The following is a 25,396-nucleotide window of genomic DNA, read 5'->3' on the forward strand; positions in this document are numbered from 1 at the left end:
GCGGACGCCTAGAACAGTGAGATGGCCAAGTGTCCGAGCGGTAACCCCAGTTGCCACGCCGGTGTCCACACCTGCGGCCCGTCCTCCTCGTCCGGCACGGGCACCGCGTCCAGGTCGGGGGCGAGCAGCTCGGTCTCCTCCAGCCATCTCCACGCCGCCTCGGCGAGCAGCAGGTCGGGCGAGGGCCGCCGCGCCCTCGCGTCCCGCTCCAGCCGCTCCGCGAAGCGGTCCCGTACCCACACCTGCCACGGCTGGTCGTACGCCGTCAGGGACAGCCAGTTCTCCAGCTGGGACACGACGCGGATCCCGGAGAGCTCGTCGCCCGCGTCGGACAGGAAGATCGTCAGCGCGAGCGCGTCACGCCCCGCCTTGAACTCGAAGGACGTGGGCGGCATCAGGTCGCCGGTCCGCAACAACTCGTCCGCGATGTACTCCGCGTACAACCACGCCATGGGGACGACGAGTCCGCCGCCCGGTCCACCCTCGGCGCCGGACATGCCGCCCGTGCCCTCATCGCTCCCGTACCGCATCGCCTTCCTGCCTTCCTCCGGTCCGCGTGCTGCTTTCGGCCCCCGGACCCACCCGTCTCAACTCACCGGGGAGGACAGCGGATTACTCAACCGAGGAAAGGGGGTGCGGAGCAAGGCGCTTTACCGATGCTTGACCCGGCCTTCGGTTTCAGCGCAGGTCGGATGCGTAACCCGGAAGGACACGCCGCAACGCCCGCAACGCGTAATACGCACGGGATTTGACCGTACCGGAGGGAATGCCGAGCGTTTGTGCGGCTTCCGCCACACTGGCGCCCTTGAAGTAGACCTCCAGCAGGACGGCACGGTGTTCGGGCGTGAGGGTCGCCACGGCATCCCGCACATCGAGCGCGGCCGCCGAACGCTCCGCGTGGTCCGCGCACACACGGGCGTTCTCCAGGACGGCATCGCCCACCTCGGCGGGCCGCGAGAGCCGGGCCCTGCGGGCGTCTATGGCGAGCCGCCGCCCGACCGTGAACAGCCAGGGCCGCACCGACTCGTAGCGCGGATCGAGGGCCTCGGGATGCTGCCAGGCGCGTACGTACGTCTCCTGGACCAGGTCCTCCGCGCGCTGGGCGTCACCGTCGCACAGGCGCAGCAGGAACGAGAACAGCGGACCGCCGTGCTCCCGCTGGACCTGGGCGAGGTCCTCCTCCGTCGTCGTGTGTGTCGTGAGCGCCGTCGTCATGGGCGTATGGCAACGCAGGCCGCCCCGCGCGCCCAGGGGACGCGCGGGGATCTGCGGCGGGCGGGGCGAAGCCCTCGACGAGCGGTGCGGTGAGCGGGACGGGCGGAGCCTCGGCGCCAGTGCCGAATCAGTCGGATGTGCGGGCCAATTCGGACTTCCTGTAGGAGTAGCCGAAGTAGATGACCAGACCGATCAGGAACCACACGGCGAACCGCACCCACGTCTGCCACTGCAGGAACGTGATCAGCCAGATCGAGAAGACGATCCCGATGGCGGGCACGAACGGCATGGCCGGCGTGCGGAAGGTGCGCGGCAGCTCCGGCTGGCGGTAGCGCAGCACGATCACCGCGACGCAGACCACGACGAACGCCAACAGGATGCCGATGTTGGTGAGTTCGGCCGCCTCGCCGATCGGCAGGAAACCGGCGATGGCGGCGGAGCAGACGCCGACGATCCACGTCACGCGGGTCGGCACGTGCCGCGTCGGGTGGGTCTTCGCGAACCACTTCGGCAGCAGGCCGTCGCGCGACATGGCGAACCACACGCGCGTGACGCCCAGCATGAACGTGAACATCACGGTGAGGATGCCGATGATCGCGCCCACCGCGATCACATCCGCGAGGCCGCTCAGGCCCACCGACTTGAACGCGGTCGAGAAGCCGCTCTCCGGGTCGATGTCCTTGTAGTTCTGCATGCCGGTCAGGACCAGGCAGGCGAGCACGTACAGGACCATCGAGATGATGAGCGAGTAGATGATCGCCTTCGGCATGTGACGCTGCGCGTCCTTCGACTCCTCGGCCGCCGTCGACATGGCGTCGTAGCCGAAGACCGCGAAGAAGACCGTGGCCGCGCCGGTGAACGCGCCACTGACGCCGAACGGGAAGAACGGCGTGTAGTTGTCCGAGTTGATGTGGAAGACACCGACGCCGATGACGAGCAGCACGACGAGGACCTTGAGGATGACCACGAAGGTCTCGAAGCGGGCCGCGTTCTTCATGCCCATGTTCAGCAGCCACGCGATGAGCAGACACAGCACGGCGGCGAACAGGTCGACCTTGTGGCCGCCGCCGGTGCCCGGCGCTCCCAGCATCCAGTTGGGCAGGTCGACGCCCATCTCGCCCACCAGGAAGCTGAAGTAGCCGGAGATGCCGATCGCGACGACCGCGACGATCGCCGTGTACTCCAGGAGCAGGTCCCAGCCGATGAACCAGCCGACGAGCTCACCGAGCACCGCGTAGCCGTACGTGTACGCGGACCCGGCCTTCGGGATCAGCCCGGCGAACTCCGCGTACGACAGGGCGGCCGCCGCGCTCGCGACGCCCGCGATGAGGAACGAGATGAGGACGGCGGGCCCCGCCGTGCCGTTGGCGACGGTGCCGGCGAGGGTGAAGATGCCCGCGCCGATGATGCCGCCGACACCGATCGCGGTGAGCTGCCACAGGCCGAGGGAGCGGGTGAGCTTCCCGCCGGACTCGGTGTCCTCGATCTGCTCGATGGGCTTGCGGCGCAGTACGCCCTGCCCTCTCGAGATCTTCGGGGGGACGGCCATGGGGACCTCACCTCTTCGCTGCTGCGACGACGGCTGACGGCCGATCATGATGCCCGTGTGGCAGCAGGTAAGGAAGACGGCAGCGCCGTAGCGGCACCCAGGGAAATGTTTACGGGACGACCGTGACCGGCCAGCGGCCCGCCTTCACCATGCGTACGGCGACGGAACCGACGATGCGGTGGCCCGCCTGCTCCGAGGCGCCGACCACCACCGCGTCCGCCTTCAGCTCGTCGGCGGCCGTGACCAGGCCGTTGAACGGGTCGCCGCGGAAGGTGTGGAACTCCCAGCGCACGTCGTATATGCCCTTGACCCGCTCCGTGGCCTCGCGGATGTAGGCGATGAGCCCCTCCGCGATCTCGTCGGTGGTCTCGGCGACGGGCACCCCGAGCGCGGCCCCGCCCGTCATCACGGGCTGCACATAGACCACGGCGAGCAGTGCCCGCTGTCGGCGGGCCAGGCCCCCTGCGTAGGCCGCCGCGCGGAACGAGGAATCGGAGCCGTCGACACCGACGACGATCACTTTCGGTCCGTCGGTGCCACGTTCGAACTGATGAGGCTGCTCTTCGGTCACGCGGCAGAGGTTAACCGAGAAGCCGCCGATCAGGTGCTTTCCCGCGTCCCATCCGGTGGTTCCGTGCGCGGCGACCGCGTGCTGTGTCACGCATTAATCATGACAAAGCATCAGGACACCACGGGACGGCGCGCGTTGCTGCGCGGCTTCACCGCCGCCGGCCTGGCCGCGCTCACCGGCTGCACGGGCGCCGACCGGCAGCGCGCCGCCCAGGGCCCGGCTGGCGGGGCCGCCCGACCGGTGCGCGAACCGTCCACGTACCGGCTGCGCCCGATGGCCGGAGCCGGCGGTCCGCGGCGCGCCGCCCCGAAGGTGCGCACCGCGCCCGTCCTGAGACTGGACACCGAGCCAGGCGACCGCGCCATGGCACTCACCTTCGACGACGGACCCGACCCCGCGTACACCCCCGAGATCCTGCGGATCCTGCGCGAGCACGACGTGCGCGCGACATTCCTCGTGTGCGGTGACAGGGCGCGGGAGAGCCCCGACCTGCTGCGCAGGATGGCCGGCGAAGGACATGTCATCGGCAACCACACCTGGACACACCCGCTGCTGCTGAAGCTGGACCGGACGCGGATCCGCGCCGAGATCGAGCGCACGTCGGAGCTCATCGAGCGGACCGTCGGCGAGCCCCCGCTCTGGTTCCGGGCGCCCTACGGGGCGTGGAACCGGAACGTCTTCGAGCTGGGCACCGAACTCGGCATGGAGCCCCTGGCCTGGACCGTGGACTCGCTCGACTGGGACAACCCCGGCGCCCCCACGGTGATCTCCCGGGTCGTGCACCGCGCAGCGCCCGGTGTCATCGTGCTCAACCACGACGCGGGCGGCGACCGCTCCCAGACACTCACCGCCGTACGCAGCTATCTACCGCGCCTGCTCGACGCGGGGTACCGGATGACGGTGCCGCGACCCTACGGCGTGTGACCTGGGCTCAACGCGTCGACACCAGGCGCGCGAACGCCACGACATTGCCCTCGTACCCCTCGCTCTTCGAGAAGCGGCCGCCGCACGTGATGAGCCGCAGCTCCGGTGTGCCGCGCGAGCGGTAGACCTTGCGGCCGGGGAAGCGGGACTTCGCGAACACCTCGACGCCGTAGACCCGGAAGACGGCCGTCCTGCCGTCCTTGCGCCGGATCTCCACGTGGTGCCCCTCGCGCAGCGAGCCCAGGCCGTAGAAGACGGCGGGGCCGCGCGCGTTGTCGACGTGGCCCACGACGACCGCGGTGCCCCGTTCGCCGGGCGCCGCCGCTCCCGTGAACCAGCCCGCCAGATTCGCCTCCTTCGGCGGCGGCGCGTCGATCCAGCCCTCCGCGTCCAGGCCTACCTCCGCCACCGGGGCGTCGACCCGGATCGCCGGGATGCGGACCCGGTCGACCGGCGAGAAGGGCAGAGGGCGGGCGGCCTTCGCCCGCGCCGGCTCGGGCGCGCGCCGTTCGGCGGTCGCGGCGGACGCGGGCTGCGGCGGCCCGGAGTCGAGCTCCCCCGACCCGCTGCGGACGAGTGCGAGCCCGGTGAGCAGCACCAGCGCGAGCACACCCCAGGGGGCGCGCCTTCTCGGCCGTTCCTCGTCCGCTTCTGCGAAGGGCCAGTTCGACATGGGGAGGCGGGGCGGGTCAGGCGCTCTTGTCGCCGGTGCGGCGGCGGGCCACCACGTACACGGTGCCGAGCGCGCCCGCGATCAGGGCGCCACCAAGGGCGACCTCCTGCAGGTCGAGCCCTCCGGCGCTGCCACCGATGCCGGCCTTGACGCCCTGCGGGACGGGGCTGGGGGAGGAGTCGGGGCGGCCGGTGGCGATGGTGAGGTCGACCCTGCGGGGCTGGCCGCCGTCGCAGGCGAACGTCACGGTGTAGGCGGCGCCCTGCTTCGCGTCCCAGTCGACGGGGACGGTGCGGGGACCTTCACCGGGGCCGATCTTGACGGTGTCGAAGATCCCGGCCGACACCTCGGTCTCTCCCTCGCAGCCGCTGACCGACAGGGTCACCTTGCCGCCCGCCGCGATCGTGGTGGGGGAGAGGCTCGGCCGGAACGAGCCGGAGTCCGAGTCCGAGGCGTGCGCCGACGGGGCGGTCAGGGTCAGGGCGGCGAGCGAGAGCACGGTGGCGGACGCGGCACGTATCGCGTGCATGGGGTTCCTCCGGGGTTCACGAGGAGCGGCAGCGGACCGGTTCCGCGCGCCGGGGACAGGCACCTCGATGCCGGAAACGCTAAGGACACCCCCGTACGGCCGCGATCGGTGTCGTACGAACGGGGCACATGTGTGGGCCGGTCAGGTGTCGTCCGGGCCGTGCTGATGCTCCGTCGGCCCGCCGGTGTGCCACCTGTGCGGGCCCGCGCCGCGCCACTCCACGAGGTGCGGGTCGTCGAGCGTCACGTCCGACTCGCCGAACCCGGCGCGGCGCAGCAGTTCGGACAGGTCCGCGTCGCTGTGCGCCAGGCCGAGCGCCTGTCCGCGGACGGAGACATGCCGCCCACCCGCCGGTGCGGGCGGGTGGACGACGATCGGGGCGTGCCATCGGGTCATGCACCACAGAGTGCGGCGCGCCGGGGCGGACCGCAGCCGGAAGCGGTCAGTGGGCTCCCGGGAACAGCAGCAAGAACGGCTCCGCCGTGGCCGCGACGCCCCGGCTGTAGGGCGCGTCGAGGTCCCAGATCAGGAAGAGCAGGAACGCGATCAGGGACGAGAAGAGCCCGGCGAGGACCAGCTCGCGTGCGGTGCGCCTGATCTGCAGCGCGAAGATCATGCCGATGGTGACCAGGGCGCCGGCGATCAGGCCGAACCAGACGACACCGGGCATCGTGGCGCCCGTCGAGTCCTCGCGCGCGCCCCGTGCGTCGTCGGCGGCCGTCACCTGGTCGAGCAGCGGCTGATAGGCCTGCGCCTGGAAGTCGCTCTTGGGCTCGAAGTCCGTGACGTCCTCGCGCACCGTCTTCAGCAGCGCGTCGCCCTTCGCGGTCAGTTCGCCCTTGGTGCGCATCGAGTCCCACTCGGTCGTCACGACATGGCTGACATACCTGTCGACATCCGCGCGAATGTTGTCCCGGACGTCCGCCGGGTAGACCCGGACGCGTTCATTGACCTCGTGCAGCGCCTGCGCCTCGTTGCGTACGTGGTCCTGGGCGGCGTTGCGGCCCTCCCAGACGCCCGCGATGGCGAGGCCGAGGACGATCGCGTAGACCACGCCGATCATCATCGTCATGTACTCGATGACGTCGGGAGTCTCGGACGGGTCGTCGTCATCGCCGATCCTGCGCTGCTGCAGGACCTGGACGACGAGGACGACACCGCAGACCGCGAGCATCGCGAGGACGAGAACAAGCCATTCCGACATCGACAGCTCCACAAAGATTCAACAAGTTCAGCGGGGACGCAGTGCGGCGACAGCGAGCACCGCGGGGGCGGTGATGAGCAGGGTGAGCGTGACCAGGGACGGGCCGCCGCGCGGTGGGGCGCGGTGGACGGTGGGGCGGTAGGCCGGGTACTGCACCGGCTTCGGTTTGGGGGGCGGGGGCTTCGTATGGGTCGGCTTCGGTTTCGGTTCGGGTGGCGGTTCGGGGGCCAGCGGGGGAAGCGGGGGAGGCGTCGGTGTGGGTGGTGGCGGCGGAGGAGGCGGCGGAGGGGGCGGTGGCGGCGGTGGGGGTGCCGGCTCGGGAGGCGGAGGCTTGGGCGCGGGCTTCTTCGGCGGGGGAGTGCTGGGGCCCGCGCGGCAGACGACGCCGCTGCCGGAGACCGCCACCGCGTCGCCCGAGGAGCCGCCGTCGACGGAGGCGTACGCGCAGTTGTCGGCCGGGACGGCGATCGGTGCGGCGGAGGCGACCGCGCTCGGCGCGCCGCACAGCCAAGCGGTGGCGAGCACCGCGATGACGCGGGTGACCAGGGCTGATCCGGAGCGCTTGGTTGGATGCACGACCATGATCCTGAGCAGCGGAGGGTCCTGGCACGCCGACGCGGGCCCGGAATGGCCCGATGGTGGGGCGCGGGAGCATTCGGGTTTGCTCGCGTGCGCGGGCCTGCTACGGGCCCTGCGCTCCACGGCGCACGCCTCCGCCGCACCCGAAGAAATCTTCCCCCGCATTGAACACAGCCGTCACCGCCGCCCGTACCTAGGGCCATGTGCGACCCACCCGGGCTCGCACAACACCCAAGCAATGTGCGGGAGTTGAGATGAAGACCTCCTGGCGGAGCGCCTCGCTCGTAGCGACAGCTGCGGCCCTGCTGGCGCTGACGACGGCGTGCGGTCAGGATCAGGGCGATCAGGCGGCAACGGGCCAGAACGTGGGCAGCGCGGCCGACGCGCAGGGCGGATACGGGTCCTCCGACGGCTACGGCTCCTCGGGCAGCACCGACAAGAGCGCGGCCAAGGCCAAGTCCGCGGGGCAGCTGGCCTCGTGGGACAGCAAGGAACTCGGCAAGGTGCTCACCGACAACGCCGGGATGACCCTGTACCGCTTCGACAAGGACACCGCCGAGCCGCCCAAGTCGAACTGTGACGCGGCCTGCCTGAAGGCGTGGCCGGCCGTGCCGGCGAGCGGCGCCAAGGCCGCGCCCGGGGTCGACGACTCGCTGCTGGGCGAGGTCACCGCCGCCGACGGCACGAAGCAGCTGACGGTCGACGGCTGGCCCATGTACCACTACGCGATGGACAAGAAGGCGGGTGACGTCAAGGGCCAGGGCGTGGGCGGCACTTGGTGGGCCGCGGCACCCGACGGAAAGAAGGCGAACAAGAAGGCCGAGGAGGAGGCCGGGGCCCAGCCCGCCGACCTCAAGGGCCTGTCCACGCGCAACGACCCGAAGCTCGGCGAGGTCGTCGTCGACAAGAACGGCATGACGGTCTACCGCTTCCTCAAGGACTCGGCGTGGCCCATCAAGTCGAACTGTGTCGGCGCCTGCGCCGAGAAGTGGCCGGCGCTCGCTCCGGTTGCGAAGAACGACACGCAGAATATTCCACTGAAGGGCTACATGACCTTCACAAGGCCCGACGGAACCAAGCAGCAGACCTTGAACTGCTGGCCCGTCTACACCTTCTCGGGCGACAAAAAGCCAGGTGACACGAACGGACAGGGCGTAGGAGGTACTTGGTACGCGGCGGCTCCGAATGGAAAGCCGGTAGGGGCTCCCAAGTAACAACCAGGAGGGTCCAGCGCGTTCGGTGAGGCGCTCACAGTAGAGTCGTCAACGGAATTGGCTCGTCGCCGGTCCGTTCCCCGCATGGCCAGGTCAGGCCGTGTGGAGGGAGCGGGCCGGTTCTTTTCGTCGAGGAAAGAGAAGGTTTCGGTATGGTTTCGGATCGTTGCCGATTGGCACGTGACGGAGGCAGTGACCGGGAACGGACGGTCAATTTCCGTTTTGACTCGCTCCTTTGGCGGTGGATCAGTAGCCTCGGCTCGAACACCGGCACGCCTACGCCATGGAGACCTTGATGCAGCGTCCCGCCTGGGCCCCACAGGGCATCGACATCTCGGTGCCCAGTGTGTCCCGAATCTACGATTTCTACCTGGGCGGTTCGCACAACTTCGAGGTCGACCGGGAGGCCGCCCGCAAGGCCATGGAGTTCCTGCCGGGGCTGCCGAAGATCATGCAGGCGAACCGGGCGTTCATGCGCCGGGCCGTGCGGTACGCCGCCGAGCTCGGCATCACGCAGTTCCTCGACATCGGCTCCGGCATCCCGACGTTCGGCAATGTGCACGAGGTGGCCCAGCGGGCGAACCCCGAAGCGAGCGTGGTGTACGTCGACCACGACCCGGTCGCCGTCGCGCACAGCAAGGTGGTCCTCGAGGACGTCCCGCTCACAGGGGTCGTCACGGCGGACCTCCGCAAGCCGCGGGAGATCCTGGAGAGCCCCGAGGTCGGCGAACTGCTCGACCTGGAGCGGCCGGTGGCACTTCTCCTCGTCGCCGTACTGCACTTCATCGAGGAGGCCGACGACCCGTATGCGGCCGTGGCCGAACTCAGTGAGTCGCTGGCACCGGGCAGCCTGCTCATTGTGACGCATGCCTCCAATGAGGGCATGCCCATAGAGACGGAGCGGGCGGACGGGATGGTCGACGTCTATCGAAACGATGTCCGCAATCCGCTGATCATGCGGAACCGCGACGAGATCAAACGGTTCTTCAAGGGGTACGAGGTGGTCGAACCGGGCATCGTGGCGATGCCGGTGTGGCGGCCCGACACCGCCCCAGAGGACGAGGACCCGTACACCTTCGCGGGCTATGTGGGAGTGGGGCGCAAGGCGTGACTGCTGCATCCTCCCGGGGAACGAACCCCGGACCCGCGGCCGGAAAAGCCGGCCGGACGGGCAGGCCGGCACGGACCGACGACGACATCGACGGTGAGGCGTCGGGCGGACCGGAAGACAGAGTGCGCGGATTCGCCACGCTCTGGAGCCGGGCGATCTTCCCGGTCACGGCGACCTCGATGACCCGGCACGAGTTCGAGGCGGAACTCGTGCCGCTCGTACGCCGGCTGCGCACCGTCCTCGCCGCGCAGGCCCTGGACGGCGCGGAGGCGCAGGCCGTCGGCGCGGCCCTGATCGCCGCCCACTGCACCGACCCCGAGGCACTCACCCTCACCCTCGACGTGGTGGAGACACATCTCGTCCGGCACTGCGGCGAAGAGGCACCCTCCGCGGAGCGCGCGGAGGAACTGCGCTCGCGCTGCGTCCGCATCCAGCACGCGATGGCCGCCGGTTTCGCGGCGGCGCTGCGGGAGCGCACCCGCGCCGAACAGGAAGCCATATCGCGCGCCGCGCTCGACGCCCGCAGCGCCGTCGCCGAGGCCCTGCACGCGAGCGAGGCCAAGTTCCGCGCGGTGTTCCACGGAGCCGCGATCGGCATCGGGATCGCCGACCTCGACGGCACCATCCTCGAGGTCAACGAGACGATGGTGCGGATGTTCGGCGGCAGCAGGCAGCAGCTGCTCAAGCGCAGGGCCCACGAGCTGACCCACCCCGAGGACGCCCCGCACATCTGGCGCATGTACCACGAGCTGGTGCAGGGCGAGCGCGAGCACTACCGGGTGGAGAAGGCCTACTCGCGCCCCGACGGCACCGCGCTGTGGACGAACCTGACGGTCTCGCTGCTGCGCGACGCGGACGGCGCTCCCCAGTACCAGCTGGCGCTCATGGAGGACGTGACCGAGCGCCGCCTGCTGAACCTGCGGCTGCGCTACGAAGCCACCCATGACGCGCTCACCGGGCTCCCCAACCGCACCCTGTTCTTCGAGCGCCTGGAGAAGGTGCTCAGCGCGGGCGGGGGCATGCGCTTCGGCCTGTGCTACCTCGACCTCGACGGCTTCAAGACCATCAACGACAGCCTCGGCCACGCGGCGGGCGACCGGCTCCTCGTCGAGGTCGCGGACCGCCTCCAGGCCTGCGCCACAGGGCCCGGCGAGATGGTCGCGCGGCTCGGAGGCGACGAGTTCGTGGCCCTGACCACCGGCAAGGACACCGAGGCCGAGGTCGACGAGCTGGCCGGACGCATCATGCACGCCCTGGCCACACCCATCCGTATCGACGGGCGCGAGCTGACCGTGCGCGGCTCGGTCGGCATCGTCGAGGGACCGGCCGCGGAGCGCAGCCCCGCCGAGGTGCTGCGCAGCGCCGACATCACGATGTACCGGGCCAAGTCCGCGGGCGGCAACCGCTACGAGCTGGCCGACCCCGAGGCCGACGCCCGCGCCATCACCCGGCACGGCCTGACGACGGCGCTGCCCGCCGCCCTCGACCGCGGCGAGTTCTTCATCGAGTACCAGCCCCTGGTGTACCTGGGCGACGGCAGTGTGCGCGGCGCCGAGGCCCTGGTCCGCTGGCTGCACCCGCAGCACGGCGTGCTCGGCCCCGACCGCTTCATCCCGCTCGCCGAGCACACCGGCCTCATCGTGCCGCTCGGCCGCTGGGTTCTGGAGGAATCGGTCCGGCAGGCGAGGGTCTGGCAGGACCGGTACGAGGAGGCGGGCCCGTTCCGCATCAACGTCAACCTGTCCCCGATGCAGCTGACCCACCCCGGCCTGGTCGCGGACACCGTCGACATCCTGGAGCGCTTCGGTCTCGAACCGGACGCGCTGTGCCTGGAGGTCACGGAGTCGGCCCTGATCGGCGCGGACGACGACCTCCTGAAGCCGCTCAGGCGGCTCTCCGAGATGGGCGTCGACATCGCCCTCGACGACTTCGGCACCGGCTACTCGAACCTGGCCAACCTGCGCCGACTGCCCGTGAACGTCCTCAAACTGGACCGCTCCTTCACCCAGGGCATGCAGCAGTACCCCGCGGACCCCGTCGACCTGAAGATCGTCGAGGGCATCGTCTCGCTCGCCCACAGCCTCGGCCTCTCGGTCACCGTCGAGGGCGTGGAGACCGGGGCGCAGGCCGAGCAGCTCAAGCACCTCGGCTGCGACACCGCGCAGGGCTGGTACTACGCCCGCCCCGGCCCGCCGGACCGCCTCCACGAACTGGCCCTCGCCGACGCGACGGGGTGAGGACCGGATGATCCGCTGGGCGTACGCCTTCCTCGACCGGCCGGACGCCGCCCTGGACACGGCGCGCACCTTCTGGGCGCGCGCGACCGGGGCGAAGGCCTCCGAACTCCGGGGCGAGCGGCGCCAGTTCGCGACGCTGCTCCCCGAGGCGGGCGACGCCTGCGTAAAGGTGCAGGGCGTGGCGGACGGCCCCGGTGGCACCCACCTCGACCTGCTGGTGGACGACGTGACGGCCACGGGCGAGCGGGCCCGCCGCCTCGGCGCGAGCCCGCTGCACGCGGAACCCGGCCTCGAAGTGCTGCGCTCACCGGCCGGGCACCGGTTCTGCGTGGACACATGGCGCGGCGAGCACACGGTCCCACCGCCCACCGAGCCGAGCAACCGCCTCGACCAGGTGTGCCTCGACACGGCGCCGGACGCGTACGACGCGGAGGTCGACTTCTGGTCCGCGCTCACACAGTGGCCCGAAGTCCCGTGCCGCAGCCCGGAGTTCCGCCTGTTGAAGGCGGCCCCGATCCAGCTCCTGCTGCAACGCCTGGACACGGACGACCCGCCGTCGGCACATGTCGACCTGGCCTGCGCGGACGCCGACGCGGTGCGCGCCCGGCACGAGCGACTGGGCGCGAGTCATGTGAGTGACGGCAGGCTCTGGATCGTCATGCGGGATCCGGTGGGCACTGTCTACTGTCTGACCCGACGCGACCCGTAGCCGCGGGGGGCTCCCGTAGCCGCCGGGGTTCCGTTGCCGTCGGGGCCCATGTCCGCCCTGTGGGACGGTTCTTGACCAGATTCCCGCGGGCTGTTTCGATCACCCTCGTGCCTCCGCGACCCGATCTCACCCGACGTCTCCACGTCGATCTCGTGCGCGTCGCCGGTGCCTGTTGTCGCCTGCGCTGACAGTCGGCACCCAGCGCTGATTCCCGCGCGCCGATCCCTTCCGCCTCACCCTTTCCTCTGCTTCCTCTGCCGCGCCCTGAGCGGCACGCCGCCACCCGTCCTCGGCGCGCCGCCGCTCCCTGCCCTGGAGACCTCATGCCTTCCCGCAGAACCGCGGGCGCCTCCGCCGCGCTCGCCGCCGCCCTTCTCATCGCCTCCGCCCTCGGCCTGCCGCCCGCCGCGGCCGCCGCCTCCTCGTACCTTCCGGCCCCGCCGCACAACCCGTACGCCGGCCCTGACGGCACCGCCACCATGCACGGCGACACCGGTTCCTCCGACCTGACGCCGCTGGCAGGCCCCGGCGCGGGCGGCCTCACCGCCGAGCGCACCGCGTTGGCCTCGGCCTGCCCGACCGTGCTCATCGGCTCCGACGGCTACCCGGTGGTCCTGTGCACGCCGATCTTCGGGCAGGTCCCCACCGTGCATCTGCTCGACCCGGACACCGGGGAATCGCTGGCCGAACTCGCCCTGACCAAGGGCTCGTTGCTCGGCGGCGTCTACGCGTACATCGACGATCGGGACCGGCTCACCGTCGTCGACGGCAGTCGTTCCCTGCTGCGCGTCGGACACCATCGTGACGCCGAAGGTGACTGGCAGTTGAGGATCGACCAGAGTCTGTCGCTGGCCTCCGAGATCCCCGAGGGCGACGCCGTCACCGGTCTGTCCCCCGACTGGCAGGGGCGCGTCTGGTTCGCCACAGGCGGCGGCGTCATCGGTACGGCCGACGACCGCACCGGCACGGTCCGCGCGCTGACACTGCCCGCGGGCGAGCGCGTCTCCAACAGCATCTCCACCGCTCCGCAGGGCACCGCCGTCACCTCCACCCACGCCACCTATCTGCTCACCGCGGGCTCCGACGGCACCCCGCACATCTCCTGGCGGCGCGCCTACGACCGCGGACAGGCCCGCAAGCCGGGGCAGTTGAGCTGGGGCAGCGGCTCCACCCCCACGTTCTTCGGGCCGAGGACCGGCACCGAGTACCTCACCGTCGTGGACAACGCCGACACCACCGTCAGCCTCCAGGTGTACGCCACCGCCACGGGCGCCCCGGTCTGCTCCGTGCCGGTCCTGCTCGCCGGTGGACCAGGCAGCGAGAACTCCCCGATCGGGGCGGGCCGCAGTGTCTTCGTGGCCAGCACGTACGGCTACCCGTACCCGGCCGTGCCCGGCGATGCCGGTGACTCCGTACCGTCCTCGGCCGCGTTCAAGGGCGGGCTCAGCCGCGTCGACGTACGCGCCGACGGCTCCGGCTGCGACCTGGTCTGGGACAACACGCTGCGCTCCGCCGCCGTGCCCCGCCTGTCCACCGCCGACGGCCTGCTGCGCACGGTGCTGCGCGACCCGGTGATCCCCGGCACCGACTCCACCAGCCTCCTCGACCCGTACCGCTACGCCGAGATCGACCCCGCCACCGGCGAGGTGACCCGCAGCAAGCAGACGGGCATCGGCTCCCTCTTCGACAGCCTCCAGATGGCCGGCACAATCGCCCCGAACGGCACCTACTACCAGGGCACCATCACGGGGGTGGTCCGGGTGAGGGCACCTTCAAGCCCCGCCGGCGATTGAGGCGCGGGGTCCGGGGCAGAGCCCCGCGACCGCAACCCCGGCCGACCGCAACCCTCACTCCCGCCCCTCGAAAAGCATCCGCTGAAGCTCCCGCGCAGCGCGTGGCGGCGCCACATCCGACCGATGCGCGAGCGCAATCGTCCGGCTCAGCCCCGGCTTCGCCAACGGAGTGACCCGCAGATCCGCCCCGGCCCGATGCGCCACCATCCACGGCACCACCGCCACCCCGAGCCCGGCCCGCACAAAGCCGAGGACCGCGTCCATCTCGCCGCCCTCCACCGCGAAGTCCGGCTCGAACCCCTCGCCCCGGCACGCGGCGACGGTCAGCTCCCGCAGGTCGTACCCGTGCCGGAACATGACGAGCCGCTCGCCCTCCAGATCGGAGATGCGCACGGACTTGCGGCCCCGCCCCGGCGCGGGCGCGTCCTGGGAGGACACCACCACCAGCTCCTCGCGCAGCAGCTCCACCGTCGTCAGGGCGGGCGCCGGCGCCGGCAGCGGGAGGACGACGAGCGCGAGGTCGAGGGCGCCGCGCGCGAGCTCCCGTACGAGGTCGTGGGAGCCGCCCTCCTCGATCATCAGCTGGATGCCGGGGTAGCGGTCGTGGAAGGAGCGCAGCACGTCCGGCAGCAGGCCCGTGCAGAGCGAGGGGGTCGCGCCGAGCCGCACCCGGCCCCGCTTGAGCTGCGCCAGTTCCTGCACCTCGTGCCGCGCCGTGTCCGCGTCGGCGAGGATCCGGCGGGCGAGCGGCAGGAGTGCCTCCCCGGCGTCGGTCAGCGAGATGTTTCCGCGGGCCCGCAGGAAGAGGTCGACCCCCAGCTCCCGCTCCAGCGCCCGGATCTGCTGGGACAGCGACGGCTGGGCGACATGCACCAATTCGGCGGCGCGCGTGAAGTGCCGGGTCTCCGCGACCGCGACGAAGTACTGGAGCTGCTGGAACTGCATACCGGCCAGCATAGTTCCCTCGATAGTGAATGCCTATCGAAATGAGGCGCACCATGTCTTGGACCGATCGGGCCTTTGGGCTCTAGCGTCTTGACCCATGGCTCTGGCAACGCGGACGGATCGACGGCCGTCCATGGCACGTACTGTCTGGGACAGTTCCGTCGGCAAGAAGACAGTGATGGCGGTGAGCGGGCTCGTCATGCTGCTCTACCTGGTCGCGCACATGATCGGGAACCTCAAGATCTTCTTCGGCCCCGAGGAGATCAACCACTACGCCTCCTGGCTGCGCACCATGGGCTCCCCGGTGCTCCACTACGAGTGGGGCCTGTGGATCGCCCGCGTCGTCCTGGTCGTCGCCGTCGTCGCGCACGCCACCTCCGCGTACCAGCTGAGCCGACGCGGCATCAAGGCGCGCCCCAACAAGTACGCACACAAGAAGCCGCGTTCCGACTACGCCACACGCACCATGCGCTGGGGCGGCATCATCCTCGGCCTGTTCATCGTCTGGCACATCCTCGACCTGACGACCGGCACGGTGCACCCCGGCGGCTACGAGCACCTGCACCCGTACCAGAACATCATCGACACGTTCTCGACCTGGTACAGCAACGTCATCTACATCGTCGCGATGCTCGCCCTCGGCCTCCACATCCAGCACGGGTTCTGGAGCGCCGCGCAGACCCTCGGCGTCGGCAGCCGCACCCGCGACCGCGTGCTGAAGACCGTCGGCAACGTACTCGCCGTGGTGCTCACGCTCGGCTTCATCGCCGTGCCCGTGGGTGTCATGACCGGATTGGTGAGCTGAGAGACATGACTACGTCCACGGAATACGCCGAGTACACCACCGGCGAGCCGGTCGTCGACACCAAGGCCCCGACCGGCCCCGTCAACGAGCGCTGGGACACCCGCCGCTTCGAGGCCAAGCTGGTCAACCCGGCCAACCGCCGCAAGCACACCGTCATCGTCGTCGGCACCGGACTCGCCGGCGGCTCGGCGGGCGCCACCCTGGCCGAACAGGGCTACCACGTCGTCCAGTTCTGCTACCAGGACTCCCCGCGCCGCGCCCACTCCATCGCCGCGCAAGGTGGCATCAACGCCGCGAAGAACTACCGCAACGACGGCGACTCGGTGCACCGCCTCTTCTACGACACCGTCAAGGGCGGCGACTTCCGCGCCCGCGAGTCCAACGTGCACCGCCTCGCGCAGATCTCCGTCGAGATCATCGACCAGTGCGTCGCGCAGGGTGTGCCGTTCGCCCGCGAGTACGGCGGCCTCCTCGACACTCGCTCCTTCGGCGGCGTGCAGGTGTCCCGTACGTTCTACGCCCGCGGTCAGACGGGACAGCAGCTCCTCCTCGGTGCGTACCAGGCGCTGAGCCGCCAAGTCGCCGCCGGGAGCATCGAGTTGCACCCGCGTACCGAGATGCTCGACCTCGTCATCGTGGACGGCAAGGCCCGCGGCATCGTCGCCCGCGACCTGATCACCGGCAAGATCGACACGTACTTCGCGGACGCCGTCGTGCTCGCCTCCGGCGGCTACGGCAACGTCTTCTACCTGTCGACGAACGCCATGAACTCCAACGCCACGGCGATCTGGCGCGCCCACCGGCGCGGCGCCTACTTCGCCAACCCCTGCTTCACGCAGATCCACCCCACCTGCATCCCGCGCACGGGCGACCACCAGTCCAAGCTGACGCTGATGAGTGAGTCGCTGCGCAACGACGGCCGCATCTGGGTGCCGAAGGCGAAGGGCGACACACGTCCCGCGGGCGAGATCCCCGAGGACGAGCGGGACTACTACCTGGAGCGCATCTACCCGGCGTTCGGCAACCTCGTGCCCCGTGACATCGCCTCCCGCGCCGCGAAGAACGTGTGCGACGAGGGCAGGGGAGTGGGCCCCGGCGGGCAGGGTGTGTACCTCGACTTCGCCGATGCCATCAAGCGCATGGGCAAGAAGGCCGTCGAGTCCAAGTACGGCAACCTCTTCGACATGTACGCGCGGATCACCGACGAGGACCCGTACAGGACGCCGATGCGGATCTACCCCGCCGTGCACTACACGATGGGCGGACTCTGGGTCGACTACGACCTGCAGACCACCATCCCCGGCCTCTTCGCCGTCGGCGAGGCCAACTTCTCCGACCACGGCGCCAACCGGCTCGGCGCCTCCGCGCTGATGCAGGGCCTCGCGGACGGCTACTTCGTCCTCCCGGCCACCATCAACGACTACCTCGCCAAGCACCCGCACGAGGAAGAGGTGAACGCCGAGCACCCGGCCACCGTCGAGGTCGTGCGCGAGACCGAGGAGCGGCTCGCGAAGCTGCTCGCCGTCGACGGGGACCGCACGCCCGACTCCTTCCACCGTGAACTCGGCGAGCTCATGTGGGAGTTCTGCGGCATGGCCCGCACCGAAGCGGGGCTGCGCAAGGCGCTCGACCGGATCCCGCAGATCCGCGAGGAGTTCTGGCGCCGCATCAAGGTGCCCGGCGTCGGCGAGGAGTTCAACCAGTCCCTGGAGAAGGCCAACCGCATCATCGACTACATCGAGCTCGCCGAGCTGATGTGCCTCGACGCCCTGCACCGCGCCGAGTCCTGCGGCGGCCACTTCCGCGAGGAGTCGCAGACCCCCGACGGCGAGGCCGCCCGCGTCGACGAGGAGTTCTCCTACGCGGCGGCCTGGGAGTTCACCGGCACCGGTGCCGCCCCCACCCTGCACAAGGAAGACCTCGTCTTCGAGTACGTCCACCCCACTCAGCGGAGCTACGCATGAAGCTCACCCTGCGCGTCTGGCGCCAGAAGAACGCCGACGCCGACGGAGCCATGTCCACGTACGAGGTCGACGGGATCTCGACGGACATGTCCTTCCTCGAAATGCTCGACACCCTCAACGAGGAGCTCATCCTCAAGGGCGAGGACCCGGTCGCCTTCGACCACGACTGCCGCGAGGGCATCTGCGGCGCCTGCTCGCTCGTCATCAACGGCGACGCGCACGGCCCCGAGCGCACCACCACCTGTCAGCTGCACATGCGGTCCTTCAAGGACGGCGACACGATCGACATCGAGCCGTGGCGCGCCTCCGCCTTCCCGGTCGTGAAGGACCTGGTCGTGGACCGCTCGGCCTTCGACCGGATCATCCAGGCCGGCGGCTACATCACGGCCCCGACGGGCGCCGCCCCCGAGGCGCACTCCACGCCCGTGCCCAAGCCCGACGCGGACTTCTCCTTCGAGCACGCCGAGTGCATCGGCTGCGGCGCCTGCGTCGCGGCCTGCCCCAACGGCGCGGCGATGCTGTTCACCTCGGCGAAGATCAACCACCTCAACGTGCTGCCGCAGGGCGCGCCCGAGCGCGAGACCCGCGTCCTCGACATGGTGGGTCAGATGGACGAGGAGGGCTTCGGCGGCTGCACCCTCACCGGCGAGTGCGCGACGGCCTGCCCGAAGGGCATCCCGCTGTTCTCCATCACCAGCATGAACAAGGAGTGGCTGCGCGCGAACCGCAAGGTCAGCCGCTGACCAGGCGAGCGCGATAGGCGTCCCGCGAAGAGCGCGGGGTGGGCGGGACCGGCGTGGTGCTCAACCTCCGGTCCCGTCATCGCGTTCGCGTGACCCTCCGCAGGTACGGAGCGGTCCGGCTCGCCGGATCGGCCGCCACGTCCGCCGGTGGCCCCGAGACCACCACCCGTCCGCCCTCGGCCCCGCCGCCGGGCCCCATGTCGACGACCCAGTCCGCCCCGGCGACCACCGCCATGTCGTGCTCGACGACGACCACGGAGTGCCCGGCGTCGACGAGCCCGTTCAGCTGCCGCATCAGCACGTCCACGTCGGCCGGGTGCAGACCGGTCGTCGGCTCGTCGAGAAGGTACAAGGTGTGGCCGCGGCGCACCCGCTGCAACTCGCTGGCCAGCTTGATGCGTTGGGCCTCGCCGCCCGACAGCTCGGTGGCCGGCTGCCCGAGCCGCAGATAGCCGAGGCCGACGTCGAGCAGCGTGCGCAGGCTGCGCAGCACGGGCCGCGCCGCATCGTCGTCCGCCGCCTCGAAGAACTCCGCCGCCGACTCCACCGTCAGATCGAGGACCTCGGCGATGTTCCGCCCCCGGTAGGTGACCTGGAGTGTCTCGGGGTTGTAGCGGGCGCCCGCGCAGTCCGGGCACGGTGTGTACGTGCTCGGCAGGAACAGCAGCTCCACACTGACGAAGCCCTCGCCCTGACATGTCTCGCAGCGCCCGCCGGTGACATTGAACGAGAAGCGGCCGACGCCGTAGCCGCGCGCCTTGGCCTCGTCGGTGGCGGCGAACACCTTGCGGACGACGTCGAACAGACCCGTGTACGTGGCCAGGTTGGAGCGTGGTGTGCGCCCGATCGGCTTCTGGTCGACGACCACGAGCCGGCCGACGCCTTCGAGGTCCTCGGTGATCTCGCCGATCAGGGTCGACTTCCCGGACCCGGAGACACCCGTGACGGCGGTGAAGGCGCCCAGCGGGAACGCCGCGGTGACCTCGCGCAGGTTGTGCCGGGTGACAGGGCCGACCTTCAACCAGCCGGTGGGGGTGCGGACTTGGCGCCCCTTGATGGCCTCGTCGATGGCCTCGTCGTCGAAGAGATAGCGGGCCGTCGCCGACTCCGTGACCTCGCGCAGCCCGTCCACCGGCCCGCTGTGCAGCACCCGGCCGCCGTGCTCCCCGGCCTGCGGCCCCACGTCGACCAGCCAGTCGGCGTGCCGCATGACATCCAGGTGGTGCTCGACCACGAAGACGGAGTTGCCGGACGCCTTGAGCCGGTCCAGGACGGTGAGCAGGGACTCGGTGTCGGCCGGGTGGAGTCCGGCGGAGGGCTCGTCGAGGACGTACACGACGCCGAAGAGCCCCGACCTCAACTGGGTTGCCAGGCGCAGCCGTTGGAGCTCGCCCGCCGACAGGGTGGGGGTCGGCCGGTCGAGACTGAGGTAGCCGAGGCCGAGCTCCGTGACCGTGGCGATGCGGGCCCGCAGGTCCTCGGTGAGCACACGCGCCGTCTCGGACGTGTCGCCCTCGGCGGCGAGGAGACCGGCGAGGTCCGCCAGCGGGACACCGGCGAGGTCCGCGATCGTACGGCCGCCGAAGGTGACGGCCAGTGACTCCGCGCGCAGCCGGGCGCCCCCGCAGGCCGGGCAGGGCGTGCTCTCCAGGAACTTCTCCGCCTTCGCGCGCAGCGACTGGCTCTTGGAGTCGGAGAACGTCTTGAGCACGTACCGGTTCGCGCTCATGTACGTGCCCTGGTACGGGCGGTGAATGCGGCCCGCGTCCCGCACCGGGTGCACGGTCACCACCGGCTGCTCGTCCGTGAACAGGATCCACTCCCGGTCCGCCCGCTCCAGCTCCCGCCACGGCCGGTCGACGTCGTAGCCGAGTGCGTCGAGGACGTCGCGCAGGTTCTTGCCCTGCCAGGCCCCCGGCCACGCCGCGATGGCGCCCTCGCGGATCGACAGCGAGGGGTCGGGCACCAGCAGTTCCTCGGTGGTGCGGTGCACCTGGCCGAGGCCGTGGCAGGAAGGGCATGCCCCGGCCGCCGTGTTCGACGAGAACGCGTCGGAGTCAAGCCGCTCGGCGCCCGCCGGATACGTACCGGCCCGCGAGAACAGCATCCGCAGCGAGTTCGACAGCGTCGTCACCGTGCCGACCGAGGAGCGCGACGTCGGCGCCGAACGGCTCTGCTGCAACGACACCGCGGGCGGCAGCCCGCTGATCTCGCCGACCTTCGGCGCACCGACCTGGTGGATCAGCCGGCGCGCGTACGGGGCGACCGACTCGAAGTAGCGGCGCTGCGCCTCCGCGTAGATCGTGCCGAAGGCAAGCGACGATTTTCCCGACCCTGACACCCCCGTGAAGACCGCCAGGACGTCCCGCGGGATGTCCACGTCGAGGCCCTTGAGGTTGTGCTCGCGGGCGCCGCGCACCCGCACGAGACCGTCGTGGCGGGGGTCGGGCGAGGTGGGGTGGTGCATGGGGCGGGCTCCCGGTCGTACGGACGGCTGTGCTCTCACGGTGTCGTACTCCATGATCCACCCACGTCGCGGCAGCGGCCGCACGGAGAACGGCCGATGAATGATGTGCACATGCCTTGACTGCTGGTCATGGGCTCACGCACGGTTACGGAGGTCGTCATTCGAGCAGTGGGGGGCTTGTGAACGGCAGACTCTTCGGCGCGGGCGCGGCGTTCTGCGCCCTCGCCCTCGTGGGTGCGGCACCCGCACCGGCCTCGTCGTCACCGGCCCCGTCCGTGCCCCGGCACGGCGGCCTGCCGCTCGGCGCCGCCGACCTGTCGGAGACGCGGACGACGCGCACGTTGCAGCCGGGCGTGACGCTCACCCGGATCGTGCGCGGCGCGGAGGCCCCGGCCATGGCGTGGACCGTGGAGGTCTCGATCCCGGGCGGCGCCGGTTCGCCCGACCCGGACGCGCCGCCGACCGCTCTGAAGGACGAGACCAGCGCCGCCGAACTCGCCTCCGACCTGCGCGCGGACGGCTTCGATGCCCGGTCCGAGAAGGTCACCACGGCGGCGACCGCCGACTACGCGGGCGGCACCCTCGGCTGGCGCGTCCGCGTCGGTACGTTCCCGACCGAGGCCGCCGCCACCGCCGAACGCACCCGCCTGCGCGCCGCCGGATACACCGGATCCGCCTGGTACACCGGCTGGGACGGGAACGCGGGGGACCGCGGCCCCTGGCGCGTCGACGTCCTCACCGTCGACCCGAAGAAGTTCCGCGGCGACCTCAAGGCCACGTACGGGCCGGACCTGGAGAACCGCGAGACCACCAGTGCGCTCGCCGCCGCCGAGGGCGCGACGGCCGGGGTCAACGCGGGCTTCTTCGTCCTCGACCCCAAGGCGGGCGCCCCCGGCGACCCGGCAGGCGTCGGCGTCTACAACGGCCGCCTTCTGAGCGAGGCGGTCAACGGGCGGCCCGGCCTCGTCGTCCACGACTCCGCGCGCGGCACCGACGTGGAGCGGTTCACCTGGCGGGGGAGCGTCCGCGCAGGCGGTGCGAAGCTGCCGCTCGACGGCATCGACCGCGTCCCCGGCCTGATCCGCAACTGCGGCGGCACCGCCGACGACACCCCTACCGCCCGGCCGCTGCACGACACCACCTGCACCGACCCCGACGAACTCGTCGCGTTCACCCCGCAGTTCGGCAAGCAGACCCCCAAGGGCGACGGCGCCGAAGCCGTCCTGGACCGGACCGGCCGCGTCGTCGAGGTGCGCTCCCCGCGCGGCGGCACCCTGCCCGCCGGGGGCGGCAGCGTCCAGGCCACGGGCGCGTACGCGGCGCGGCTGACCGCTCTCGCGAAGACCGGTCAACCCCTGCGCATCCAGAGCGGGTTGGAGGACGCCAAGGGGCGCGCCGTCACCGCCTCCCGCTCGACCAGCATCCTCAACGGCGGCCCCGAACTCGTCCGCGACGGCCGCCGTCACGTCACCGCGGCCACCGACGGCATGGTGCAGCCCGGCAATCCGAGCTTCTACTACGGCTGGGTGCACAAGCGGAACCCGCGCACCCTCGCCGGCACGGACGCCGCGGGACGCACCGTGCTCGTCACCGCCGACGGCCGCGGCACGAGCTCCCTCGGCCTGAGCATCAACGAGAGCGCCGATGTCGCCACGTCCCTCGGCCTGCGGGACGCCATCAACCTCGACGGCGGCGGCTCGACCACGATGGTCGTCGACGACCAGGTGATCAACGACCCGTCCGACGCGACCGGTGAACGCCCGGTCGGGGACGCCCTGTTGGTGCTCCCCGACACCCGCTGACGCAAGGGCCGGACGACAAACGCCGGACGATTCGAGGGAGCCGCCATGACCGCCGCCCTGACCCTCCGCACCAGACGTCTGCTGCTCGTCCTGGCCGCCCTGCTGCTCACGCTGGGCTCGGTCCCGTCGGCCGTCGCCGCGGCGAAGTCGCGGCCCGCCGCCGAGGTCGTCGACGTCACGCAGGTCGCCGACCGCCAGGTGGACCTCTCCGTCCGCGCGTCGGCCCTCGGCGGGCGCACGGTCAAGGTCCGCCTACTGACCCCCGACGGCTGGAACCCCGACGACCGCACCAAGCACTGGCCCACCCTGTGGCTGCTGCACGGCTGCTGCGGCGACTACACGTCCTGGACGAACATGACGGACGTCGCCTCCGCCGACAGCCTGCGCGACGTCCTCGTCGTGATGCCGGAAGCGGGCTGGAACGGCTGGTACAGCGACTGGTGGAACTACGGCGAGGGCGGCGACCCGGCCTGGGACACCTTCCACACCCGCGACCTGCGCCGCCTGCTGGAGAGCGACTGGGGCGCGGGCCCCCGCCGCGTCGTCGCGGGCCTCTCGATGGGCGGCCAGGGCGCGCTCCTGTACGCGGCCCGGCACCCGGGAATGTTCAAGGCGGCCGCGGCCTACTCCGGCTCCGCGCACCCGCTCCTGAACGACGAGTCGACGAGCCGCATCATGGGCTTCTTCGCCGGCCAGGGCAACGACCCCCTGCGCGTGTGGGGCGACCCCGTCGCCCAGCGCGACATCTGGGCCGCCCACGACCCGTACTACCTGGCCAAGCGTCTCAAGTCGCTGCCGGTGTACCTCTCCTGCGGCGACGGCACCGCGGGCCCGCTGGACCCGCCGGGCGCCACCAACGCCCTGGAGACGGACTTCAACCGCCAGAACCACGCCCTGGCCGCCCAGTTGAGGAAGGCGGGCGCCAAGCACCTCACCACCAACTTCTACGGCCCCGGCACCCACACCTGGCCGTACTGGCAGCGCGAACTGCACGCGTCGCTGCCGATGCTGCTGCGGGGCCTGGGAGTGAAGTGAACCGAGGGGGCTAGCGGGGCGTCAGGCGCGCGATCCTGGCCAGGCGGCGGAACGACTCCAGCAGGGCCTCGCGGTCGTACGTACTGGTCGTCACCAGTACCTCCTGCGCCCCGCTCTCCTTGATGACCATTTCCAGCTCGTCGGTGACCTGCTGCTCCGTGCCGACGATGTGGCCGCGCAGCCCGGACTCGTACAGCTCCCGCTCCTTCTCCGTCATCTCGAAGCTTGCGATGCGCTCGGCGGGTGGCAGCGGCGGGAACGTGCCGTGGGTGCGCGAGTGCGCCATCGACCAGGCCTCGGGGGTGAGGATCCGGCGCGCCTCGGGCTCGCTGCCCGCCACGGCGACCGTTCCCGAGATCACGACGTACGGCTCCGCTGCCCAGGGGGAGGGGTGGAACGCTTCGCGGTAGCGGTCGATGCCGCGCAGCATCTTCTCGCGGGAGTGGAAGTCGCCGATCACCATCGGCAGCCCCGCGCGGCCGGCGATCGAGGCGCCCTCGCCCATCGCGAGCACGAACGGCGGCACGGCCAGGCCCTCGGAGGGGCGGGCGTGCACATGCGTGGACGAGGTGCCGGTGAAGAACGCCAGGAGTTCGTCGAGCTGCGCCGCGAAGTCGTCGGCATCGTCCTTGTCGCGGCCGAGCGCCTTGCGGACCCCGCCGGTGAACCCGACCGAGCGGCCGAGCCCCATGTCGATCCGGCCGGGGAAGAGTGACTCCAGGACCCCGAACTGCTCGGCCACGACCAGCGGCTGGTGGTTGGGCAGCATGACGCCGCCGGTGCCCACGCGGATGGTGCGCGTCGCCGCCGCGACGGCCGCCGCGAGCACGGTCGGCGCGGAACCGGCGACGCCCGGCACACCGTGGTGTTCCGAGACCCACAGGCGGTGGTAGCCGAGCCGCTCCAGGTCCCGGGCCAGGGACACGGTGTCGCGCAGCGCGTCCTGGTCGGAGTGGCCCTCGCGGGTGCGGGAGCGGTCCAGGACGGAGAAGCGGGTCGATTCGATCACGGTGCTCACACCTTGGTTCAACGCCGTGGAGTCCCAGGGATTCCCGGAAACCGACCCGCGCCCCGCTCAGGAGCCGTCGTCCTCCAGGCGGAAGCCGACCTTCAGGCCGACCTGCCAGTGCTCGACATCGCCGTCGACGATCTGCCCCCGAACTTGCGTGACCTCGAACCAGTCGAGGTTGCGCACGGTCTGCGAGGCGCGGGCGATCCCATTGCGGACCGCATCGTCCACGCCTTCGTGAGAGGTGCCGACGATCTCGGTGACGCGATACGTGTGGTTCGACATGGTTCCACCGTGCCCCAGCGCGGCGCGGCCCGC

General features: G+C 71.0%; 24 protein-coding genes and 1 pseudogene. 12 read left to right on the forward strand and 13 right to left on the reverse strand.

The window, feature by feature from the left end; translation table 11 throughout:
• Positions 1 to 8: 8 nt before the first annotated feature.
• The 4 genes and pseudogenes from OKJ99_RS21725 to OKJ99_RS21740 all read right to left on the reverse strand — a co-directional run bounded on the left by OKJ99_RS21725 (position 9) and on the right by OKJ99_RS21740 (position 3,335).
• Positions 9 to 530 (reverse strand): hypothetical protein, encoded by a 522-nt coding sequence (locus OKJ99_RS21725; protein ID WP_407700738.1) that lies wholly within the window; start codon positions 528 to 530, stop codon positions 9 to 11.
• 148 nt (positions 531 to 678) lie between these two features.
• A pseudogene (locus OKJ99_RS21730) lies at positions 679 to 1,191 on the reverse strand (sigma-70 family RNA polymerase sigma factor); the annotation flags it as partial.
• A 151-nt stretch (positions 1,192 to 1,342) separates the two neighbouring features.
• Entirely contained in the window at positions 1,343 to 2,764 is a 1,422-nt protein-coding gene (locus OKJ99_RS21735; protein WP_326018798.1) for an amino acid permease, read from the reverse strand.
• A 109-nt stretch (positions 2,765 to 2,873) separates the two neighbouring features.
• Positions 2,874 to 3,335: a universal stress protein gene (locus OKJ99_RS21740; protein ID WP_326018916.1), complete on the reverse strand. Its 462-nt coding sequence runs from the start codon at positions 3,333 to 3,335 to the stop codon at positions 2,874 to 2,876.
• Positions 3,336 to 3,434: 99 nt separating this feature from the next.
• On the opposite strand from OKJ99_RS21740, the gene OKJ99_RS21745 reads away from it, so the two are divergent.
• A complete protein-coding gene (locus OKJ99_RS21745; protein ID WP_326018800.1) occupies positions 3,435 to 4,259 on the forward strand; it encodes a polysaccharide deacetylase family protein in 825 nt (274 codons plus the stop codon).
• A 7-nt stretch (positions 4,260 to 4,266) separates the two neighbouring features.
• Here OKJ99_RS21745 and OKJ99_RS21750 read toward each other — a convergent pair whose 3' ends face one another.
• The 5 genes from OKJ99_RS21750 to OKJ99_RS21770 form a co-directional block, all read right to left on the reverse strand.
• Positions 4,267 to 4,932 (reverse strand): class F sortase, encoded by a 666-nt coding sequence (locus OKJ99_RS21750; protein WP_326018802.1) that lies wholly within the window; start codon positions 4,930 to 4,932, stop codon positions 4,267 to 4,269.
• 16 nt (positions 4,933 to 4,948) lie between these two features.
• Positions 4,949 to 5,461 (reverse strand): hypothetical protein, encoded by a 513-nt coding sequence (locus OKJ99_RS21755; RefSeq protein WP_326018803.1) that lies wholly within the window; start codon positions 5,459 to 5,461, stop codon positions 4,949 to 4,951.
• Positions 5,462 to 5,602: 141 nt separating this feature from the next.
• Entirely contained in the window at positions 5,603 to 5,857 is a 255-nt protein-coding gene (locus tag OKJ99_RS21760; protein ID WP_326018805.1) for a hypothetical protein, read from the reverse strand.
• A 46-nt stretch (positions 5,858 to 5,903) separates the two neighbouring features.
• Complete coding sequence (locus tag OKJ99_RS21765) at positions 5,904 to 6,665, reverse strand: bestrophin-like domain (RefSeq protein ID WP_326018807.1); 762 nt, start codon at positions 6,663 to 6,665, stop codon at positions 5,904 to 5,906.
• A 27-nt stretch (positions 6,666 to 6,692) separates the two neighbouring features.
• Entirely contained in the window at positions 6,693 to 7,247 is a 555-nt protein-coding gene (locus OKJ99_RS21770) for a hypothetical protein (RefSeq protein WP_326018809.1), read from the reverse strand.
• Between the two features lie 251 nt (positions 7,248 to 7,498).
• Between OKJ99_RS21770 and OKJ99_RS21775 the strand changes: the two genes are divergently transcribed.
• From OKJ99_RS21775 to OKJ99_RS21795, 6 genes are all read left to right on the forward strand, one after another.
• Positions 7,499 to 8,458, forward strand: coding sequence for an SCO0930 family lipoprotein (locus OKJ99_RS21775; RefSeq protein WP_326018811.1), 960 nt, complete (start codon positions 7,499 to 7,501; stop codon positions 8,456 to 8,458).
• Between the two features lie 295 nt (positions 8,459 to 8,753).
• Positions 8,754 to 9,569 carry an SAM-dependent methyltransferase gene (locus OKJ99_RS21780; RefSeq protein ID WP_326018813.1) on the forward strand — a complete coding sequence of 272 codons (816 nt, stop codon included), beginning with the start codon at positions 8,754 to 8,756 and terminating at the stop codon, positions 9,567 to 9,569.
• An 86-nt stretch (positions 9,570 to 9,655) separates the two neighbouring features.
• Positions 9,656 to 11,806 carry a putative bifunctional diguanylate cyclase/phosphodiesterase gene (locus tag OKJ99_RS21785; protein WP_326018917.1) on the forward strand — a complete coding sequence of 717 codons (2,151 nt, stop codon included), beginning with the start codon at positions 9,656 to 9,658 and terminating at the stop codon, positions 11,804 to 11,806.
• A 7-nt stretch (positions 11,807 to 11,813) separates the two neighbouring features.
• Positions 11,814 to 12,515, forward strand: a complete 702-nt coding sequence (locus OKJ99_RS21790) for a VOC family protein (protein WP_326018815.1) — start codon at positions 11,814 to 11,816, stop codon at positions 12,513 to 12,515.
• A gap of 107 nt (positions 12,516 to 12,622) precedes the next feature.
• Positions 12,623 to 12,703 (forward strand): putative leader peptide, encoded by an 81-nt coding sequence (locus OKJ99_RS43775; RefSeq protein ID WP_407700742.1) that lies wholly within the window; start codon positions 12,623 to 12,625, stop codon positions 12,701 to 12,703.
• Positions 12,704 to 12,838: 135 nt separating this feature from the next.
• Positions 12,839 to 14,308, forward strand: coding sequence for a hypothetical protein (locus OKJ99_RS21795; RefSeq protein ID WP_326018817.1), 1,470 nt, complete (start codon positions 12,839 to 12,841; stop codon positions 14,306 to 14,308).
• Positions 14,309 to 14,362: 54 nt separating this feature from the next.
• Here the strand turns inward: OKJ99_RS21795 and OKJ99_RS21800 are convergent, their stop codons facing one another.
• Positions 14,363 to 15,253 carry a LysR family transcriptional regulator gene (locus OKJ99_RS21800; RefSeq protein WP_326018818.1) on the reverse strand — a complete coding sequence of 297 codons (891 nt, stop codon included), beginning with the start codon at positions 15,251 to 15,253 and terminating at the stop codon, positions 14,363 to 14,365.
• Between the two features lie 133 nt (positions 15,254 to 15,386).
• Here OKJ99_RS21800 and OKJ99_RS21805 point away from each other — a divergent pair, with 133 nt between their 5' ends.
• Genes OKJ99_RS21805 through OKJ99_RS21815 form a run of 3 tightly spaced genes read left to right on the forward strand, consistent with a single transcriptional unit; the run spans position 15,387 to position 18,765 of the window.
• Positions 15,387 to 16,058 carry a succinate dehydrogenase gene (locus OKJ99_RS21805; RefSeq protein ID WP_326018820.1) on the forward strand — a complete coding sequence of 224 codons (672 nt, stop codon included), beginning with the start codon at positions 15,387 to 15,389 and terminating at the stop codon, positions 16,056 to 16,058.
• Positions 16,059 to 16,063: 5 nt separating this feature from the next.
• Entirely contained in the window at positions 16,064 to 18,022 is a 1,959-nt protein-coding gene (locus OKJ99_RS21810) for a fumarate reductase/succinate dehydrogenase flavoprotein subunit (RefSeq protein ID WP_326018821.1), read from the forward strand.
• Positions 18,019 to 18,765, forward strand: a complete 747-nt coding sequence (locus OKJ99_RS21815; protein WP_326018823.1) for a succinate dehydrogenase/fumarate reductase iron-sulfur subunit — start codon at positions 18,019 to 18,021, stop codon at positions 18,763 to 18,765. The genes OKJ99_RS21810 and OKJ99_RS21815 overlap by 4 nt, the downstream gene beginning before the upstream one ends.
• 76 nt (positions 18,766 to 18,841) lie before the next feature.
• Here OKJ99_RS21815 and OKJ99_RS21820 read toward each other — a convergent pair whose 3' ends face one another.
• Positions 18,842 to 21,232 (reverse strand): excinuclease ABC subunit UvrA, encoded by a 2,391-nt coding sequence (locus tag OKJ99_RS21820; protein ID WP_326018825.1) that lies wholly within the window; start codon positions 21,230 to 21,232, stop codon positions 18,842 to 18,844.
• A 179-nt stretch (positions 21,233 to 21,411) separates the two neighbouring features.
• Here OKJ99_RS21820 and OKJ99_RS21825 point away from each other — a divergent pair, with 179 nt between their 5' ends.
• On the forward strand, positions 21,412 to 23,034 hold the full coding sequence (locus OKJ99_RS21825; protein ID WP_326018827.1) for a phosphodiester glycosidase family protein: 1,623 nt from the start codon (positions 21,412 to 21,414) through the stop codon (positions 23,032 to 23,034).
• A gap of 45 nt (positions 23,035 to 23,079) precedes the next feature.
• Positions 23,080 to 24,069 carry an alpha/beta hydrolase gene (locus OKJ99_RS21830; RefSeq protein WP_326018829.1) on the forward strand — a complete coding sequence of 330 codons (990 nt, stop codon included), beginning with the start codon at positions 23,080 to 23,082 and terminating at the stop codon, positions 24,067 to 24,069.
• A 10-nt stretch (positions 24,070 to 24,079) separates the two neighbouring features.
• Here the strand turns inward: OKJ99_RS21830 and OKJ99_RS21835 are convergent, their stop codons facing one another.
• Both OKJ99_RS21835 and OKJ99_RS21840 read right to left on the reverse strand, forming a co-directional pair.
• On the reverse strand, positions 24,080 to 25,087 hold the full coding sequence (locus tag OKJ99_RS21835; RefSeq protein WP_326018831.1) for an MsnO8 family LLM class oxidoreductase: 1,008 nt from the start codon (positions 25,085 to 25,087) through the stop codon (positions 24,080 to 24,082).
• Positions 25,088 to 25,144: 57 nt separating this feature from the next.
• Entirely contained in the window at positions 25,145 to 25,363 is a 219-nt protein-coding gene (locus OKJ99_RS21840) for a dodecin (RefSeq protein WP_326018832.1), read from the reverse strand.
• Between the last annotated feature and the right edge of the window lie 33 nt (positions 25,364 to 25,396).

The organism is Streptomyces endophyticus, assembly GCF_035798155.1.
Classification (GTDB): domain Bacteria; phylum Actinomycetota; class Actinomycetes; order Streptomycetales; family Streptomycetaceae; genus Streptomyces; species Streptomyces endophyticus.

Excerpts from the sequence above, each read along its gene's own strand:
- OKJ99_RS21790 (WP_326018815.1), top strand. The coding sequence starts at position 11,814 with ATGATCCGCTGGGCGTACGCCTTCCTCGACCGGCCGGACGCCGCCCTG.
- OKJ99_RS21820 (WP_326018825.1), bottom strand. The coding sequence starts at position 21,232 with ATGCACCACCCCACCTCGCCCGACCCCCGCCACGACGGTCTCGTGCGG.
- OKJ99_RS21755 (WP_326018803.1), bottom strand. The coding sequence starts at position 5,461 with ATGCACGCGATACGTGCCGCGTCCGCCACCGTGCTCTCGCTCGCCGCC.
- OKJ99_RS21805 (WP_326018820.1), top strand. The coding sequence starts at position 15,387 with ATGGCACGTACTGTCTGGGACAGTTCCGTCGGCAAGAAGACAGTGATG.
- OKJ99_RS21750 (WP_326018802.1), bottom strand. The coding sequence starts at position 4,932 with ATGTCGAACTGGCCCTTCGCAGAAGCGGACGAGGAACGGCCGAGAAGG.
- OKJ99_RS21725 (WP_407700738.1), bottom strand. The coding sequence starts at position 530 with ATGCGGTACGGGAGCGATGAGGGCACGGGCGGCATGTCCGGCGCCGAG.
- OKJ99_RS21760 (WP_326018805.1), bottom strand. The coding sequence starts at position 5,857 with ATGACCCGATGGCACGCCCCGATCGTCGTCCACCCGCCCGCACCGGCG.
- OKJ99_RS21770 (WP_326018809.1), bottom strand. The coding sequence starts at position 7,247 with ATGGTCGTGCATCCAACCAAGCGCTCCGGATCAGCCCTGGTCACCCGC.
- OKJ99_RS21795 (WP_326018817.1), top strand. The coding sequence starts at position 12,839 with ATGCCTTCCCGCAGAACCGCGGGCGCCTCCGCCGCGCTCGCCGCCGCC.
- OKJ99_RS21815 (WP_326018823.1), top strand. The coding sequence starts at position 18,019 with ATGAAGCTCACCCTGCGCGTCTGGCGCCAGAAGAACGCCGACGCCGAC.
- OKJ99_RS21775 (WP_326018811.1), top strand. The coding sequence starts at position 7,499 with ATGAAGACCTCCTGGCGGAGCGCCTCGCTCGTAGCGACAGCTGCGGCC.
- OKJ99_RS21735 (WP_326018798.1), bottom strand. The coding sequence starts at position 2,764 with ATGGCCGTCCCCCCGAAGATCTCGAGAGGGCAGGGCGTACTGCGCCGC.
- OKJ99_RS21800 (WP_326018818.1), bottom strand. The coding sequence starts at position 15,253 with ATGCAGTTCCAGCAGCTCCAGTACTTCGTCGCGGTCGCGGAGACCCGG.
- OKJ99_RS21840 (WP_326018832.1), bottom strand. The coding sequence starts at position 25,363 with ATGTCGAACCACACGTATCGCGTCACCGAGATCGTCGGCACCTCTCAC.
- OKJ99_RS21745 (WP_326018800.1), top strand. The coding sequence starts at position 3,435 with ATGACAAAGCATCAGGACACCACGGGACGGCGCGCGTTGCTGCGCGGC.
- OKJ99_RS21765 (WP_326018807.1), bottom strand. The coding sequence starts at position 6,665 with ATGTCGGAATGGCTTGTTCTCGTCCTCGCGATGCTCGCGGTCTGCGGT.
- OKJ99_RS21810 (WP_326018821.1), top strand. The coding sequence starts at position 16,064 with ATGACTACGTCCACGGAATACGCCGAGTACACCACCGGCGAGCCGGTC.
- OKJ99_RS21830 (WP_326018829.1), top strand. The coding sequence starts at position 23,080 with ATGACCGCCGCCCTGACCCTCCGCACCAGACGTCTGCTGCTCGTCCTG.
- OKJ99_RS21780 (WP_326018813.1), top strand. The coding sequence starts at position 8,754 with ATGCAGCGTCCCGCCTGGGCCCCACAGGGCATCGACATCTCGGTGCCC.